General features: G+C 69.7%; 9 protein-coding genes and 1 tRNA gene. 5 read left to right on the forward strand and 5 right to left on the reverse strand.

Features of this window, described 5'->3' with window-relative positions; translation table 11 throughout:
- Nucleotides 1–70 precede the first annotated feature (70 nt).
- Complete coding sequence (locus tag ACWDMM_RS03125) at nt 71–1,441, forward strand: ABC1 kinase family protein (RefSeq protein WP_195077426.1); 1,371 nt, start codon at nt 71–73, stop codon at nt 1,439–1,441.
- 326 nt (nt 1,442–1,767) lie between these two features.
- On the forward strand, nt 1,768–2,913 hold the full coding sequence (locus ACWDMM_RS03130) for an esterase/lipase family protein (RefSeq protein WP_323123934.1): 1,146 nt from the start codon (nt 1,768–1,770) through the stop codon (nt 2,911–2,913).
- Between the two features lie 99 nt (nt 2,914–3,012).
- Here the strand turns inward: ACWDMM_RS03130 and ACWDMM_RS03135 are convergent, their stop codons facing one another.
- From ACWDMM_RS03135 to ACWDMM_RS03145, 3 genes are all read right to left on the reverse strand, one after another.
- A complete protein-coding gene (locus ACWDMM_RS03135; RefSeq protein WP_195077428.1) occupies nt 3,013–3,387 on the reverse strand; it encodes a phosphomannose isomerase type II C-terminal cupin domain in 375 nt (124 codons plus the stop codon).
- Between the two features lie 83 nt (nt 3,388–3,470).
- Entirely contained in the window at nt 3,471–4,100 is a 630-nt protein-coding gene (locus tag ACWDMM_RS03140; protein WP_195077429.1) for a VOC family protein, read from the reverse strand.
- A gap of 140 nt (nt 4,101–4,240) precedes the next feature.
- Entirely contained in the window at nt 4,241–4,474 is a 234-nt protein-coding gene (locus ACWDMM_RS03145) for a type 2 periplasmic-binding domain-containing protein (protein ID WP_195077430.1), read from the reverse strand.
- 102 nt (nt 4,475–4,576) lie between these two features.
- Here ACWDMM_RS03145 and ACWDMM_RS03150 point away from each other — a divergent pair, with 102 nt between their 5' ends.
- Entirely contained in the window at nt 4,577–4,759 is a 183-nt protein-coding gene (locus tag ACWDMM_RS03150; RefSeq protein WP_357104335.1) for a hypothetical protein, read from the forward strand.
- A gap of 119 nt (nt 4,760–4,878) precedes the next feature.
- Here ACWDMM_RS03150 and ACWDMM_RS03155 read toward each other — a convergent pair whose 3' ends face one another.
- The gene (locus ACWDMM_RS03155; RefSeq protein ID WP_195077431.1) at nt 4,879–5,508 is read right to left on the reverse strand and encodes a TetR/AcrR family transcriptional regulator; all 630 of its coding nucleotides are present in this window, start codon (nt 5,506–5,508) and stop codon (nt 4,879–4,881) included.
- Between the two features lie 347 nt (nt 5,509–5,855).
- Here ACWDMM_RS03155 and ACWDMM_RS03160 point away from each other — a divergent pair, with 347 nt between their 5' ends.
- Nucleotides 5,856–6,647 carry a hypothetical protein gene (locus ACWDMM_RS03160; RefSeq protein ID WP_357104341.1) on the forward strand — a complete coding sequence of 264 codons (792 nt, stop codon included), beginning with the start codon at nt 5,856–5,858 and terminating at the stop codon, nt 6,645–6,647.
- 470 nt (nt 6,648–7,117) lie between these two features.
- Here ACWDMM_RS03160 and ACWDMM_RS03165 read toward each other — a convergent pair.
- A tRNA-Leu gene (locus tag ACWDMM_RS03165) sits at nt 7,118–7,199 on the reverse strand.
- 386 nt (nt 7,200–7,585) lie between these two features.
- Here ACWDMM_RS03165 and ACWDMM_RS03170 point away from each other — a divergent pair.
- On the forward strand, nt 7,586–16,900 hold the full coding sequence (locus ACWDMM_RS03170; protein WP_449935719.1) for a fatty acid synthase subunit beta domain-containing protein: 9,315 nt from the start codon (nt 7,586–7,588) through the stop codon (nt 16,898–16,900).
- Nucleotides 16,901–16,962 lie beyond the last annotated feature (62 nt).

Consider the following 16,962-nt stretch of genomic DNA (forward strand, 5'->3'; position numbering starts at 1 on the left):
CGCGGTCCGGGTGCGAAGAATATCCGGACGTGCGACGCACGCCGCGCGGATGCTCATGGAGGTGCATGCCGTGGCCGATCGAGTGCCCGGAGGACGTCTGGCCAGGAGCGGTCGGTTGGGCAGACTGGCCGCGGGTCAAGCCGTGCGCGGGGTCGGCACCCGGTTGTCGATGATCGGCCGGACCGAAGAGGCCCGGCGAGTGCTGGCCGAGCGTTCCACGCTCGCGACCGCGCAGCAGGTCGTCACCGTGCTCGGCAGCATGAAAGGCGCGGCGATGAAGCTGGGCCAGATGTTGTCGGTCCTCGACGCCGACTTCGTTCCGGAATCGCATCGGGAACTCTTCCGCGGCAAGCTGGCCGAACTCCGCGATCAAGCGCCCGCCGTACCGTTCGCGGCGATGTCGAAGGTCATCGAGGACGATCTCGGGCCGCTCGCGCGCGTCTTCGCCGATTTCGACGAGACGCCGATCGCCGCGGCATCCATCGGCCAGGTCTATCGGGCGCTGCTGCACGACGGGCGCGCCGTCGCGGTGAAAGTGCAGTATCCCGGCGTAGACGAGGCCGTCCACGCGGACATGCGCAATCTCGAAACGCTCAGCAAGCTGTGGAGATCCATGCTGCCCAGCGCCGCCGACAGTGCCGTGCTGGACGAGATCGCGCGCAACATCGGCAACGAACTCGACTATCCGCGGGAAGCCAGGACCCAGCATCGCGTCGCGATGCGGTATCGCGGCCATCCTTTCATCACGGTGCCGGACAGTATCGAGGAATATTGCGTCCGAAGAGTTCTCGTAACGGAATTCGTCGCAGGAGAGAATTTTCAGCAGCTCCGGACGCTGCCCGACGCCGAACGCGATCGCTTCGGTGAGCTGATCTACCGCTTTTACATCAGTTCGCTGTTCCAGGACAACGAATTCTGCGGCGACCCGCATCCGGGAAATATCCTCCTCGCGGCCGACGGCCGGCTCGCGTTCGTCGATTTCGGGCTCTACGACCGGATGGACCCCGCGCATGTCGATTTCGAGCGCGCGTGTCTGCGGGCGGCCGGAGAACACCGCGCCGGAGACCTCTACGAGGCCTGGGTCGGACGCGGCATCATCGACCCGGACGCGGGTGTCGCCGCGGAGGAGTGTTTGGAATACGTCTGGGCGGCGGCGGGGTGGCATTTGCTCGACGAGCGGATAACGATCACCCCCGAGATCGCCACCGGCGCGGTGATTCTCGCTGTCGATCCTCGTGCCGCCGAGTTCAAAGGTATGCGGCAGCAGTTGCTTCCGCCGGAGCACGTGTTCTCCCGGCGTGCGGATCTGTTCACCTTCGCCGTGCTCGGTCAGTTGCGGGTCACCAACAATTGGCACCGGCTGGCAAGGGAGTGGCTCTACCACGAGCCTCCCGTCACCGAGGTCGGGCGCGCCATCGCGAAATGGCGGGACAGTTTGTGACACCCGCTACCGCTTCTTTCCGATCGCCTGCCGGAAAGGGGAGGTGGCGCGGTTTCTCACCGGCCGCCCGTCCTCGCCAGGTGTAGCTCGTGTTCCGCCGTTCTGTGGCCGCTCATATATGAGCCCGCAACTTCGCAGTGAGCCGCCCAGAGTCCCGCGCTGACCAGCATTTTCCACTGATCGGCGTCCTATCGTTGCTGCCGTTCGACATTGCGAGGCGCGCCTGCCGGCAAGGACAACGATGTCGAGATACGGAAAGGCATTCGATGAGATCAAGCGTCAGTCGGCGAATACTGCGTACCGCCGTATTCACCGTAACCGCGACCATGACGATGGGGTTGAGCGTGCTGACCGGGCACGCGGCGCCCGAGGCAGGACCGACGGAGCAGCAGCTGGCCGATTACATCGCGGCGGGCCGTAAGGCGGCGCCGGTGGCGGATTCGGGAAGCGCGGGGTCGGGTTCTGCGTGTACGTCGGGGAGTGGGGCCGGGTCGGGTAACGGCTCCGGTGACTGTTACGGAGGGTCGGGCAGCAGTTCGGGATCCTCGGGCGGTTACGCCAGCGACACTGTGGGTTTCGGTCCGCCGATGACGTCGTGGCTGGCGGCGTTCGGATACGGATTGACGCATCCGGACGTGGCGCCGCCGGGGACGAACGACTGGGCGTGTAAACCGACGGCCGAGCATCCGCGTCCGGTGGTTCTGGTGCACGGAACGTGGATGAACGCGTACAACGGATTCGCGTTCATGGGCCAGCCGATCAAAGACGCCGGATTCTGCACGTTCACGTTCAACTATGGGCGGTCGAATCTCCTGGAAGGCGGGGGCCTGGGATCGGTGCTGCCCGGGGTGATGGGCACCGGTTACATCCAGGATTCGGCCAAACAGCTGGCGGTGTTCGTGGACCGGGTGCTGGCGGCGACCGGCGCTTCGGAAGTCGATATCGTGGCGCATTCCCAGGGTGGATCGATGTCGAACTGGTACACGAAGTTCGAGGGCGGTGCGGCGAAGGTGAAGAATCTGGTCACTTTCGGCGCCACGCACCACGGGACTAGTTTGGACGGCATCGGCGCGCTCGGGCGGGCGATCAACAACTTCGGTATCGATGTGCTCGGTTTCGTGGAGATCTTCGTCGGGCACGCGGGAATCCAGCAGACGATCGGCTCGGATTTCGTCAACAAGCTGAACGAGCACGGCGACACGATCACGGGGGTGGATTACACGATCGTCGGCACGCGGTACGACGAGATCACCAATCCGTATGACCTGACGTTCCTGAAGGCGGCGCCGGGGGTGGCGGTGCAGAACATCACGCTGCAGGACGGGTGCGAGCAAGACGTGTCGGATCATCTGACGATGATGTATTCGCCGCGCGCGTTGTCGATCGCGCTGCGGGCTCTCGATCCGGCTGGTCACCCGAATCTGGAGTGCACGTTCAACCCGTGGCTGCTGGGCGGCGGCGGCTCACTCTGACGGTCCGCGCCACGGCGAAGTGCCCATCGAGCGACCTGGTCCCTCGCTCGATGGGCACACCCATGTGACCGGGACGACCGCCTGTTGACGGCGATTCGGTCAGACCGACTGCTTCGCAGGCTGATTCGTCTCCGACCGCCCGTAGTCGTCTTCGAGGCGGACGATGTCGTCCTCTCCGAAATAGTCGCCGTGCTGTACCTCCACGAAAACCAGTGGGGTCGGACCGGTGTTGTGAATGCGGTGAGCGGCGCCCAGCGGGATATCGATGGCCTCTCCGGTGCGCACTTCGACGGTGTCGCCGTCGAGCGTGACCAGCCCTTCTCCGGCTACCACGAACCAATGCTCGGCGCGGCGCGCATGTTTTTGGTAGCTGAGGCGCCGGCCGGGGTGTACCTCGATGGTCTTGACCTTGAAGCCGTCGCCTTCGGTGAGGATGGTGTAGCTGCCCCATGGGCGCTGAGAGGATTCGGTCACGGCGCTATCCTGCCTCAGCAGTCTCGTCCGGGAATCCGTCGGGGTGCGCACCCTGCGGTGGGGCGGGCCGGCGGTCGAACCGCTCAGTCGGCGGTCTCCCAGGCGAAACCGTCCGGGTCCACGAACGGGCCGATAGTGCCGCGGATGGCGAATCGGTGCGCCCCGGAGCCCTCTGGTGCGATGCCCGCGTCTTTGGCCGCGGCGCGCCGCCCGTAGAGCGCGAGTTTGACCGCATCGGCCGGGGTGGCGAACTCTACATATTTGCTGCCGAAGCTCTTCGCCACGGCCAGGCCGCGGTCGACGTAGAACTGCTTGGTCGCTTTGACATCGTCGACCCCGAGGAGCACTACGAAACTGTCGACTTCCCGGGTGGCAGGCCCGGTGTTCTTCTTCGCCGACGTCGCCACCTTCCAGATCGCCCCGTCCGGAGCCTGCACCACGCCGCCGTAGCCCCAGAAGCTCTTCTTGACCGGCTTCAACGTCGTCGCTCCCGCGTCGACGGCGGTACCGACGAGGCTGTCGACGGTGCTCGGCTGCGACACCACAAGCGACAGCACGTAACCCCGAAAACCGGTGGTCGCAGCGTCGGAGGCGCGCAAGCGCACCTTGTCGCCGAGTCCGAACGCGGCAGCGTAGAAGGCTTCGGCGGCGTCCGGGTCCGGCACCTCGAGCACGACGGAATCGATCGCGGCCTGATCAGTGGTGAGGTTCATGCCCCCAACGCTAGGCGCCCCGCGGCGCGCGCCGCTTCTCGATTCCTGACCGGTCGGTCGCGCCGCCTGGCATCCGGTCCGAGACCATCCGGCAGCTCGGGCGACGGACGAATCCGGCGGAGCGCTCGCCGGGGCGACCCTCATGGGTCGAGGTTGTCGCCGGGAGGGAATACGTCCCGGACGACGGCGCGGACCACCTCACGCAACAACTGGTGTTCCGGTTCGCTGTCGTAGGCCGGATGCCACCACATGGCCTGCACCAGCGGGTCGAGATCGACCGGGCACGGCCGCACCGACAGGCCCCGGCGGTAGGCCGGGTCGTCGGCCAGGTGAACGCAGTTGGGCCACCGACGGCGCGAACTCCATGCCGGCACAACTCAGTTGGACCAGCGACCCCCTCCCGACGACATCGACATGGTCGGCCACCCCGAACTACGGAACTGCGCGCCCGCGGCATCGAGCCGTGGGCGCAGATCGTGACCGAAACCTTCCTCACGGTCGGAGTCCGGGAAGCCGCCTACCACATCGAACCGGCGACCGGAGTGTGGTTCGTCTCCGGTCGCCACGATGCAGGCCCATCGCGGATCTGGGTCGCCGCACAACCGGCCGAGGCCGCAGCGCAGGGTCCCGGCGGGTCGCTGAAGCCGTCGACGTGCTGAGCCTGCTCGGAGCGGTCGGCGCGCCGTCCGGCGAACACGACACGGAGGTCACGCCGCACGGGAAGGTTTGAGCGGCCCTCGCCGCTCGGGGTGAGCACAGTCGTCGAAGGCGCGGACCCTCAGCGGGGCACCCCATGCAGGATGAGCGTGTGCTCGATGCAGCGCGCGATGAATTCGTCGTCGAGCGGACCATCCACCACCAGGAGACGGAAATATATCGGGGCGGAGAGGGTTTCGAGCACTTCGCGGGCATCGACGTCCGATGGCAGCTCGCCGCGATCGACGGCCCTGCCGATGACGTGCGCGGTTCGGTCGAAGCGGTCGACCCAGAAGCGTCGGCGCGCCTCGGCGACCTCGGGGTCGGCCGACAGGGCGATGGTCGTGCCCAGTAGCCGCGCGATGCCGGGGCGCGAGAGCAGGTGGGAGATCTGTTCGGCGAGTTGCCGGAGATCGCCGCGCAACGTCCCGGTATCGGGAGCGGGATTGCCCGCCGCCGCCAATTCGGTGACGGTCTCGGCGATCAAGGCCGTGCGCGTGCCCCAGCGCCGGTAGATCGTCGTTTCCGCCACGCCCGCCCTGGCCGCGACATCGCCGATGGTCAACCCCTCGATCCCGTGTTCGGCCACCTGTTCCAGCGTCGCGGTCAGTACCGCCTCGCGTACGCGCGCCGACCGTCCCCCGGTCCGCTTGCGCGGGGCCGGGGGCGGTGACAGTTCCTCGATGCTCGCGTCGCGTCCGCGCCGGTCCATGCCCCTGTTCTACTCGATGCGCGAGCCGGCGACCGGCGGACCGGGCCGCGAGCGGTTCGGTCAGCGCGGATACGCGGTGATCCGGTTGCCGAACTCGCAGGCCAGATGCCACTGGTGTTCGGCGATGTGCAAGAGCCGCAGGGAAGATCACCCGCGTGGTCAGGATCGACCGATTCCTCTCGTCGGGCGCTTAAAGCTAGGAACACTTGCGTTTGTGAAGGTGTGGGATTACGTTGACGCTGGTCTGCCTCGTGGTCAGCCAACCGCGCTTCCCGAGCGGGCGGACGTTGGTTCATCCCCGTCGACGGAAGTGGCCGGGACGGAAAGCGGAGAGGAAGGCGAGGCTCATGGGCGAGTCCATCGCGATTCGGACGTACGTTGGCGGCGAACAAATCTCGCGGGAACGAGTACGGGCATGGGAAGCCCGCCGCGCCGAAGTGGTGCTGACCAAACTCGCCCGCCGTCTGGGAGCGCGAGCCTTCGCCGAACTCGCGCCGGGAAAGCGTTTGGACGACCTGCTCGGCGCTCCGCTCGACGCGCAACGATCCGCGTTGACCTCGATGAAGACCCGCCTGGGTCACGCGGGCGTGTACGCCGCACTCAAGCGTGACCTCGAGATCTCCGAGCGGATGACGCGCACCGGGGTGGCGCTCAGCCGGGGCCGCACCGGGCACGCCGTCACCCGCCTGGAGGTTCCCGGTTACAGCGCCGAACGATTCGCCGCCTGGTTCTCCGACCTCACCGCCACCAACGCCGAGACCGATATGGTCGCCGCCTGCCCCGACCACTACCTCCTGCGCGGACTTCCCGACGGCCGCCAGGAAGTCGTCGAAGCCACCGGCGGGTCACCCCTGGCCACCCGATTTCTCGTCGACTACGGCAGAACCGAAGCACTCACCATCCCTGCCGACCCCCGCTACCCCCAGCAGATCGCGGGCCAGGCCCTGCTCGACGACGGCCTCGTGATCGGCGGCGTACGACACCAATTCCTCGACCGCCGCGGAACGATGGAAGCCCTGCTGACCGTGCAGTTCCCGGCGAGTCTGCCCGCCCGGTTCATCCGCGAGCACCGATGGCACCTGGCCGTGGAATTCGGCAACTGGATCATCGCCGCCGCATCCACAGCCGCCACGTCGTAAGTCGCCTCGGGCTCCGCCTCGACGCCGATGACTCCGCGGGCGGGCAATGCGATGACAGCGTGTCCGTCCGGTGACCTTCGGGCCAGCACTACTCCGCCATCGAGTCGGGTCCGCTCCAGTCGGGTGCCCGGTCGCCACTCGAACGCGGTGCCGGTGTGCTTGTCGAGGACGCGATTTTCGTCGCCGCCGGTGGACAGAGAGGGGACATCGCCGTCGCCGGTACGAACCACGCGGTTCGTGACCTGCGGTACGTAAACGAATATCTGCAACGGCGCCTGCGGCCGGATGACCGGCGCGATCAACGCCGACCGCCTGTGCCAGCGAACATCTCGCAGGGATCAAGTGTGGGGCGGTCCGGCAGATGGGCCAGGAATCGGAACAGGTCAGAGCGGTTTTCCGGGGGCGCCTTCGTGCGGGAAAGGGCCCTCCAGCACGCGGCTCGGGCGAGCGTCACGACTGACGTGAATCTGTGCGCGAGAGGGGACTTGAACCCCTACGTCCGTGGACACCAGAACCTAAATCTGGCGCGTCTGCCAATTTCGCCACTCGCGCTTGATGGTACGACCGTCCAAACTCTACCGGGCCAATCGGTCATAGCGAAGCATTGGGTTGGCGTGGCGTACTGGTCAGTAACCCCACCTGGGATTATAACGATTTGATGAACCTCAATATGAGGGGCACTCATGTTTCGTACGCGTTGGTAACCCGATGGACCAGGGAGTTCAAACATGAGGCGGAGTCATGTTCACGACTATTCTGGTACGTACGTACTGAAATACTCCTAAGTAGCGGGCACGCCCGGAGGCAAACGTGAGGATTTCCTCATGATTTTGTGCCATCCTCGCCCCTATCAGGCCGATCACCCGCGATCACTCGTGAACCGGTAGGGACCGGCGTGTCGCCGAGGCATGTCGCATGGAGAAGGAAGTCGAAGCGTCTTGACGATCAACGAGAGCACCAAGACCGAGTCCGGACAGAGCACGAAGGTGGCCGGCGCCGCCGGGAAGGCCGCGTCGGGCGGGGCGCGGTCGCCGCTGTTGGATCGTCTGCTCGGCGGCGTGCCGTACGCGCTCGCCTTCGGTGGGCAGGGCGCGCAGTGGCTGCGTGAACTGGAGGAGATCGGGCGCGACAGCGCGCTGGAGCCGGAGCTGACCGCACTGGTCAACGAGGCGGCGACGCTGCTCGAGCCGGTCGCGGCGCAGTTGCTGGTGGTCCGTCCCGTCGGCTTCGATCCCATCGGGTGGATGCTCGAGAACGAGCTCGCCGACGGCGACGAGGGCGAGGCGTCCGCGGCCCCGTCCGAGGCGGTGCTGCGCTCGGCGGCGGTGTCCATGCCCGGTGTGCTGCTGACCCAGGTGGCGGCCGTGCGGGCGCTGCGCCTGCAGGGTCTGGATCCGGCCGAGCACGCGCCGGTCGCGATCGTCGGGCACTCGCAGGGCCTGCTCGCCGCCGCGGCGGTGGAAGCCGGTGGCGCCCGCGACGCGGAGCTGCTCGCGGTGGCCCAGATGATCGGCGCCGCAGCGGGTTTGGTGGCGCGTCGGCGCGGGCTGATGCCGGTGGGCGAGCGCTCGCCGATGGTCGCGGTGTCCAACGTCGATCCCGAGCAGCTGCGCGCCGTGGTGGCCGAGGTGTGCGCGGGAGCCGATCCCGCCGCCGCCGTGGTGGTCTCGATCCGCAACGGACGCCGCCGCGCGGTGCTGTCCGGGCCGCCCGCGCAGTTGGAGCGGGTGCGGCAGCGGTGTGCGCAGCTCCACGACGAGCAGGCGCGCGAACGCGACGCCAAGGTGCGCGGTGGCTCGGTGTTCGCTCCGGTCTTCGAGGACGTGGCCGTCGACGTGGCGTTCCACCACCCGGCGCTGGCCGACACGGTGGACTTGGTGAGCAGCTGGGCCACCCAGTGCGGCCTGGACGCGGAACTGGCGGGCGAGCTGGCGCGGCAGATCCTGGTCGATCCGATCGACTGGGTGGAGGTCGTCGAAGGCGTGATCTCCGCAGGCGCGGAGTGGATTCTGGACCTCGGCCCCGGCGACCTGCTCTCCCGCGTCACGGGCGGCACGCTGAAGGGCACCGGCCTCGGCATCGTCGCCGCCGCCACCCGCGCCGGACAGCGCAGCCTGCTCACCCCGGGCGCCGCGCCGGAGCCTGCGACCCCCTGGTCGGCGTTCGCGCCGCAGCCGGTGCGGCTGCCCAACGGGCGCATCGTGGTCGAGACCGCCTTCACCAAGCTGACCGGACGCTCGCCGATCCTGCTCGCCGGCATGACCCCCACGACAGTCGACGCGAAGATCGTCGCGGCCGCGGCGAACGCCGGCCACTGGGCGGAGCTGGCCGGTGGCGGACAGGTCACCGAGCAGATTTTCGCCGACCGGGTTGCCGAGCTGAAGAAGCTGCTGCATCCGGGGCGTTCGGTGCAGTTCAACTCCTTGTTCCTCGATCCCTACCTGTGGAAGCTGCAGCTGGGCGGCAAGCGGTTGGTGCAGCGGGCCCGTTCGGCGGGCGCCCCGTTCGACGGCGTCATCGTGACCGCGGGCATTCCGGAGCTGGAGGAAGCCGTCGCGCTGATCCAGGAGCTCACCGAGGTCGGGATCAGCCACGTCGCGTTCAAGCCGGGCACCGTCGCCCAGATCAGGGCCGTGCTTCGCATCGCCGACGAGGTGCCGGACTACCCGGTGATCATGCACATCGAGGGCGGCAAGGCCGGCGGTCACCACTCCTGGGAGGACCTGGACGACCTGCTGCTGGAGACCTACGCCGAGCTGCGCAACCGCGCCAACGTGGTGGTGTGCGTCGGCGGCGGCATCGGAACGCCCGAGCGCGCCACGGAGTACCTCACCGGCCAGTGGGCGGTGCGGCACGGCTACCCGGTGATGCCGCTGGACGGCGTTCTGGTCGGTACCGCGGCCATGGCCACGCTGGAAGCCACCACGGCGCCTGAGGTCAAGCAACTGCTCGTGGACACCCCCGGCACCCCGGACTGGGTCGGTGCGGGCACCGCGTCCGGCGGCATGGCCTCGGGCCGCAGCCAGCTGGGCGCCGACATCCACGAGATCGACAACGCCGCTTCGCGCACCGGCCGGCTGCTGGACGAGGTGGCGGGTGACGCCGACGCGGTCGCGGCGCGCCGGGACGAGATCATCGCGGCGCTGAACGCCACCGCCAAGCCGTACTTCGGCGACCTGTCCACCATGACCTACCAGGAGTGGCTGGAGCGCTACGTCGAGCTCGCCGTCGGGCTGGACCGCCGCAAGGACTTCGACTGCGGCAGCGACCTGGGCGACGCGATCGCGGAGGCCACCCGTTCGGTGTGGCTGGACATCACCTGGCGCGACCGGTTCGCGGAGATGGTGCGCCGCACCGAGTCTCGGCTGCACCCGGCCGACCGCGGCGAGATCCCCACCCTGTTCGCCAGTGACGAGGACTTCGAGGACCCGGTCGGCGCCCTGTGCGCGCTGAAGGACGCCTACCCCGCTACGGCGCAGACGCTGCTGCACCCGGCCGACGTCCCGTTCTTCATCGCGTTGTGCAAGACCCCCGGCAAGCCGGTGAACTTCGTTCCGGTCGTGGACGGCGACGTGCGCCGCTGGTGGCGCTCGGATTCGCTGTGGCAGGCGCACGATCCGCGCTACTCGGCCGATCAGGTGTGCGTCATCCCCGGCACGGTCTCGGTCGCGGGCATCACCCGGGTCGACGAGCCGGTGGGCGAGTTGCTCGACCGCTTCGAACAGGACACCGCGTACTCCCTGGTGCGCGCGGGCGTGGCCCCGGTCCCCGTGGACGCGCGCCGCACGGCGGGCGTCACCGGCGGCCCGATCGACGCCGTGCTCGCCGCCCCCGACGTGCAGTGGGCCGGGCGCACCGCGATCAGCCCGGTGCACCGGCTCGGCGACCTGTCCGAGTGGGTCGTCGACGGAAAGGGCGCGGTGCATCCGCCCAGCGGCGCGACGCTGGTCGAGACCACCGGTCCGGAGCCGGAGCACGCCTACGTTGAGCTGACCGTCCCGCTGCTGGCGGGCAACGCGGTCCGCATCCGGATCACCGTGCCGACCTCGGTCTACAACGGCGGCGCCCCGGTCGTCACCGAGGCCGACGCCGACGAGGCCATGTCCGCGCTGCTCGCGGTCGCGGCGGGCCAGGACCTGCCCGAGGTCAAGGGCAAGGTCGCCCACGTGAACCTGGCCTGGACGCCGGACCTGATCGCCGATCACGCCGGGGTCACCGGCTCCGGCCTGCCCGCCACGCTGAGCACGCTCGGCCGTACCGTGCCCGACGTGCTGGTCGGCGCGTGCTGGCCCGCCGTGTTCGCGGTGCTCGGCGCGACCCGCACCGCGCGGGGCGAGAGCGTCATCGAGGGCATGCTCGACCTGGTCCACCTGGACCACCAAGTGCATCTCGCCGGTGCGCTGCCCGCCGAGACCAGCGTGCTTGCGGTGCGCGCGGAGGCGGGGGAGACCGTCGACACCGACCTCGGCCGCGTGGTCGAGGTGCACGTGCGGATCACCGCCATGCTGGACAAGCCCGAGACCGGGATGTCGATGCCGGTGCTGGCCACCCTCACCGAACGGTTCGCCATCCGCGGACGCACCGGAGCGGGCGAGCTCGCCGATCCGCCGCGCGCGGCGGGCACGGTGTCCGACGCGGCCACCGACACCCCGCGCAGGCGTCGCCGCGACGTCACGATCGTCGCTCCGCGCACCATGCACGCCTTCGCCGCCGTGTCCGGTGATCACAACCCGATCCACACCAGCGATGCCGCCGCCAAGCTCGCCGGGCTCGGCAGCCCGATCGTGCACGGCATGTGGTTGTCGGCGGCCGCGCAGCACGTCGTGTCGGCGGTGGATCCGTCGAGTTCGGCGCCCGCGCGGACGCTGACCGCATGGACTACCCGGTTCCTCGGCATGGTCCGCCCCGGCGCGCAGATCGATGTGCGCGTCGAGCGCGTCGCGCTCGACGCGGGCAGCGAGATCGTCGAGGTCTCCTGCCGCGCCGAAGGCGAGCTGGTGATGACCGCGACCGGTCGCACCGCGGCGCCGAAGACCGTCTACGCCTTCCCCGGCCAGGGCATCCAGCGCAAGGGGATGGGTCTGGACGCCCGCTCCCGGTCGAAGGCGGCCAAGGAGGTCTGGGACCGCGCCGACAAGCACACCCGTGCGGCGCTGGGCTTCTCGATTCTCGCCGTTGTGCGGGACAACCCGACCTACCTGAAGGCGCGCGGCGTCGAGCACCGGCACCCGGACGGCGTGCTGCACCTGACGCAGTTCACGCAGGTCGCCATGGCCACCCTCGGTGTCGCCCAGATGGCGGAACTGCGCGAGTCCGGTGCGTTCGTCGAGGGTGCGCTGCTCGCGGGCCACTCGGTGGGCGAGTACAACGCGCTCGCCGCCGTCGCCGGAGTGCTGCCGCTGGAGGCGGTGCTCGAGGTGGTGTTCCAACGGGGTTCGGCGATGCACGAGCTGGTGCCGCGGGACGCGCAGGGACGCAGCGACTACCGGATGGCCGCGATCCGGCCCTCGCAGATCGGACTGCCCGACGCGGAGGTCGTCGGCTTCGTCAAGGAAGTCGGCGATCGGGTCGGGGAGTTCCTCGAGGTGGTCAACCTGAACCTGCGCGGTTCGCAGTACGCGATCGCGGGCACGGTGGCCGGGCTGGACGCGCTGGAGCAGGAGATCGACCGCCGCCGTGCGGAATTCGGCGGCAAGCGCGCCTTCATCCTGGTCCCTGGCATCGATGTGCCGTTCCACTCGACGGTGCTGCGCAAGGGCGTTCCGGAGTTCCGGCAGAAGCTCGAACAGCTGCTGCCGGTGGACCTGGACCCGGCGACCCTGGTCGGCCGCTACATCCCGAACCTGGTGCCGAGGCTGTTCTCGCTGGAGCGGGCGTTCGTGCAGGAGATCGCGGACCTGGTGCCGTCCGAGCCGCTCACCGAGGTGCTGGCCGACTTCGACAGCTGGGCGGCGCGGCCGGTCGACCTGTGCCGCGTGGTGCTGATCGAATTGCTCGCCTGGCAGTTCGCCAGCCCGGTGCGCTGGATCGAGACCCAGGACCTGCTGTTCACCGACCCCGCGCAGGGTGGGCTCGGAGTGGAGCGGTTCGTCGAGATCGGTCTCGGCGCCACGCCGACGGTGGCCAACTTGGCCAGCCAGACGTTGAAGCTGCCCGCCTTCGGCGGAGCCAAGGTGGAGGTGCTCAACATCGAGCGCGAGGCGGCGATCGTCTACGCGACCGACACCGATCCCGCCCCGGTCGACGAGCCGGTGGACGAGCCGGCCGCCGCCGCGGCTCCGGCAGCGGTCGCCGCCGCCCCCGTGGCCGCGCCCGCGCCGAGTTCGGGCGGGCCGCGTCCGGACGACATCGCCTTCACCGCCGCCGACGCGACGCGCGTGCTGATCGCGCTGTGGACCAAGCTGCGGCTGGACCAGATCGGCCCGGTGGACACCATCGAGGGCCTGTGCGACGGCGTGTCCTCCCGGCGTAACCAGCTGCTGGTCGACCTCGGCTCCGAGCTGTCGCTCGGCGCGATCGACGGCGCCGCCGACGCCGACATGGGCGCGCTGTCGGCGACGGTGGAGCGGCTCGCCCGCACCTACCGTCCGTTCGGCACGGTGCTCACCGACGCCATCGGCGACCATCTGCGCAAGGTCTTCGGCCCGTCCGGCAAGCGTCCGGCCGCCATCGCGGACCGGGTCAAGAAGGTCTGGGAACTCGGCGACGGCTGGGCCAGCCACGTGACCGCAGAGGTGTCGCTCGGCACCAGGGAAGGCACCAGCGTGCGCGGTGGCGACCTGGGCGGGCTGGTCTCCGGCGCGCTCGGCGACGCCGCCTCGGTCGACGCGGCCATCGACGCGGCCGTGCAGGCCGTCGCGGCCCGCCGCGGTGTCGCGGTGTCGCTGCCTTCGGCGGGCGGGGGTGGCGGTGCGACCGTCGACGCCGCCGCGCTGGGCGAATTCACCGAGCAGATCACCGGCCGCGACGGCGTGCTGGCCACGGCCGCGCGCGTCGTGCTCGAACAGCTCGGTTTGTCCGAGCGCGTGTCCGCGCCGGAAGCCACCGAGGACTCCCTGGTCGATCTGGTGTCGGCCGAACTCGGTTCGGACTGGCCGCGTCTGGTCGCGCCTGCGTTCGACGCCCGCAAGGCGGTGCTGCTGGACGACCGGTGGGCCACCGCGCGCGAGGATCTGGCCCGACTGTGGCTCGCCGACGACTCCGACAGTGCCGACCAGCCGGTCACCGGGTTCATCGGCGCGGGTGAAGCCGTTGCGGCCCAAGCCAACTGGTGGCGGCAGCGGGCGATGCACGAGGCGCGTTCGGTGCTGGCCGGACTGTACGAGCGCATCGCCGAGGCGGCCCTGAGCACGGAGGAGCCCGGTCTGTGGTCCTCCGACATCGCGGTGATCACCGGCGCGAGCAAGGGATCCATCGCCGCGGCGGCGACCGGAAGGTTGCTCAGCGGTGGCGCCACGGTGGTGGTCACCACCTCGTCGCTCAACGACGAACGTCTCGCCTTCTACCGGAAGCTCTACCGCGACAACGCCCGTCACGGCGCGGCACTGTGGGTCGTTCCCGCCAACATGGCGTCCTACCAGGACGTCGATGCCCTGATCGACTGGATCGGCACCGAGCAGGTCGACAGCGCGGGCGGCGCGAAGATCAAGATCAAGGACGCGATGACGCCCACCCTGCTGCTGCCGTTCGCGGCGCCGCGGGTGGCCGGTGACCTCGCCGACGCGGGCGCGCGCGCCGAGATGGAGATGCGCGTGCTGCTGTGGTCGGTCGAACGGCTGATCGGCGGGCTGTCCAAGTTGGGCGCCGATCACGACGTGGACGCGAAACTGCACGTGGTGCTGCCGGGTTCGCCCAACCGGGGCATGTTCGGCGGCGACGGAGCCTACGGCGAGTCGAAGGCTGCGCTGGACGCGGTGGTCGCCAAGTGGCGGGCCGAGAAGTCGTGGTCGAGCCGGGTCACCCTGGTGCACGCCCTGATCGGCTGGGTGCGCGGCACCGGCCTGATGGGCCACAACGACCCGATGGTCGAGGCGGTCGAAAAGGCGGGCGTGCAGACCTGGTCCACCACCGAGATGGCCGACGAGCTGCTCAAGTGGTGCACCTCGCGGGCCCGTCAGGTGACCGCGAGCGGCCCGCAGCAGATCGACCTGACCGGCGGGCTGGCCAGGGCCAAGCTGGACCTGCCCGCGCTGGCCAAGCAGGCCGCGGAGCAGACGGAGGCGGAGACCGACGCGGACTCCGGCCGCACGATCGCGGCGCTGCCCGCGCCGCCGACCGTGACCTCCGCGCTGCCGGTCCCCGAGTGGGGCGAGGTGACCGCGGACCCGGCCGACATGGTGGTCATCGTCGGCGCGGGCGAGCTCGGCCCGTACGGCTCGGCGCGCACCCGCTTCGAGATGGAGGTCTCCGACGAGCTGTCGGCGGCGGGCGTGCTGGAACTCGCCTGGACCACCGGCATGGTCACCTGGGAGAACGACCCGAAGCCCGGCTGGTACGACGCCGCGTCCGGTGACTACGTGCCCGAGCACGAGCTGGCCGAGCGTTACCACGATGCCGTCGTCGCCCGGTGCGGTGTGCGCCGCTACGAGGACGACGGCGCCATGACCGACAACTCGGCGCCGCTGATGACCTCGGTCTTCCTCGACCAGGACCTGTCGTTCACGGTGGGCGGCGAGGCCGAGGCCCGCGCCTTCTACGCCGCCGACCCGGAGCACACGGTGATCACGCCGGTCGAGGGCTCCGGCGACTGGACGGTGACGCGCAAGGCGGGCACCGAGATCCGCGTGCCGCGCCGGGCCAAGCTCTCGCGCACCGTCGGCGGCCAGATCCCGACCGGCTGGGACCCCACCATCTGGGGTATCTCGCCCGACATGGCCGCTTCGGTGGACCGGGTCGCGCTGTGGAACATCGTCTGCACGGTGGACGCGTTCATCGGCTCCGGATTCAGCCCCGCGGAGCTGATGAGCTGGGTGCACCCCTCGCTGGTCGCCAACACGCAGGGCACCGGCATGGGCGGCATGTCCTCGATGCGCTCGCTGTACATCGACAACCTGCTGGGTGAGTCGCGCCCGAACGACATCCTGCAGGAGGCGCTGCCCAACGTGGCGCTGGCGCACGTGGTGCAGTCCTACGTCGGCAGCTACGGCGCGATGGTGCACCCGGTGGCGGCCTGCGCCACCGCCGCGGTGTCGGTCGAGGAGGGCGTCGACAAGATCCGGCTCGGCAAGGCCGACCTGGTCGTGGCCGGCGGTTACGACGATCTCGGCATCGAGGGCATCGTCGGCTTCGGCGACATGTCGGCCACCGCGGATTCCGCGGCCATGAGCGCCAAGGGCATCAGCGACCGGTACTTCTCCCGCGCCAACGACCGCCGCCGCGGCGGATTCGTCGAATCCCAGGGCGGCGGCACCATCCTGCTGGCGCGCGGCAGCGTCGCGCTGGAGATGGGTCTGCCGGTGCTGGGCGTGGTGGCCTACGCGCAGTCCTTCGCCGACGGCGTGCACACCTCCATCCCGGCTCCCGGTCTGGGCGCGCTGGGCGCCGGTCGTGGCGGTACGGAGTCCAGGCTGGCGACCGAACTGCGCAAGCTGGGCGTCACCCCGGACGAGATCGCGGTGGTGTCCAAGCACGACACCTCCACCGCCGCCAACGACCCGAACGAGTCCGAACTGCACGAGCGTCTCGCGACGGCCATCGGACGTTCGGACGGCGCTCCGCTGTTCGTCGTCTCGCAGAAGAGCCTCACCGGGCACGCGAAGGGCGGCGCGGCCGCCTTCCAGCTCATCGGCCTGTGCCAGGTGCTGGAACAGGGCGTCATCCCGCCGAACCGCAGCCTCGACTGCGTCGACGAGAAGATGCTCGCCTTCCCGCACCTGGTGTGGCTGCGCGAACCGCTGCGCCTGGGTGGCCGCCTTCCGCTGAAGGCCGGTCTGGTCACCTCGCTCGGCTTCGGCCACGTGAACGGTCTGCTCGCGGTGGTGCACCCGGAGGCGTTCATCCAGGCCATCGAGCCAGGACGGCGCGAGGAGTACCAGCGCAAGGCGCAGGAGCGTCAGCTGGCCGGACGGCAGCGGTTCGTGGAGGCGATGTGCGGTGGCGCTCCGCTGTACGAGCGTCCCGCGGATCGCAGGCTCGGCGGTGAGGGCACCCCGTCCCAGCGGGCACGGCAGCTGGAGGCCGACGTGCTGCTCTCGCCGGAGGCGCGCTTGGACCAGGACGGGGCCTACCGCGCGAAGGGCATCGGATGCGCGTAACCGGAAGCGCGGCGGGGCAACTCGCCGCGCCGGGTCCGCGCGCGGGCGCGCCGGGCACGTCG

It is taken from the genome of Nocardia sp. NPDC003726, assembly GCF_053586955.1.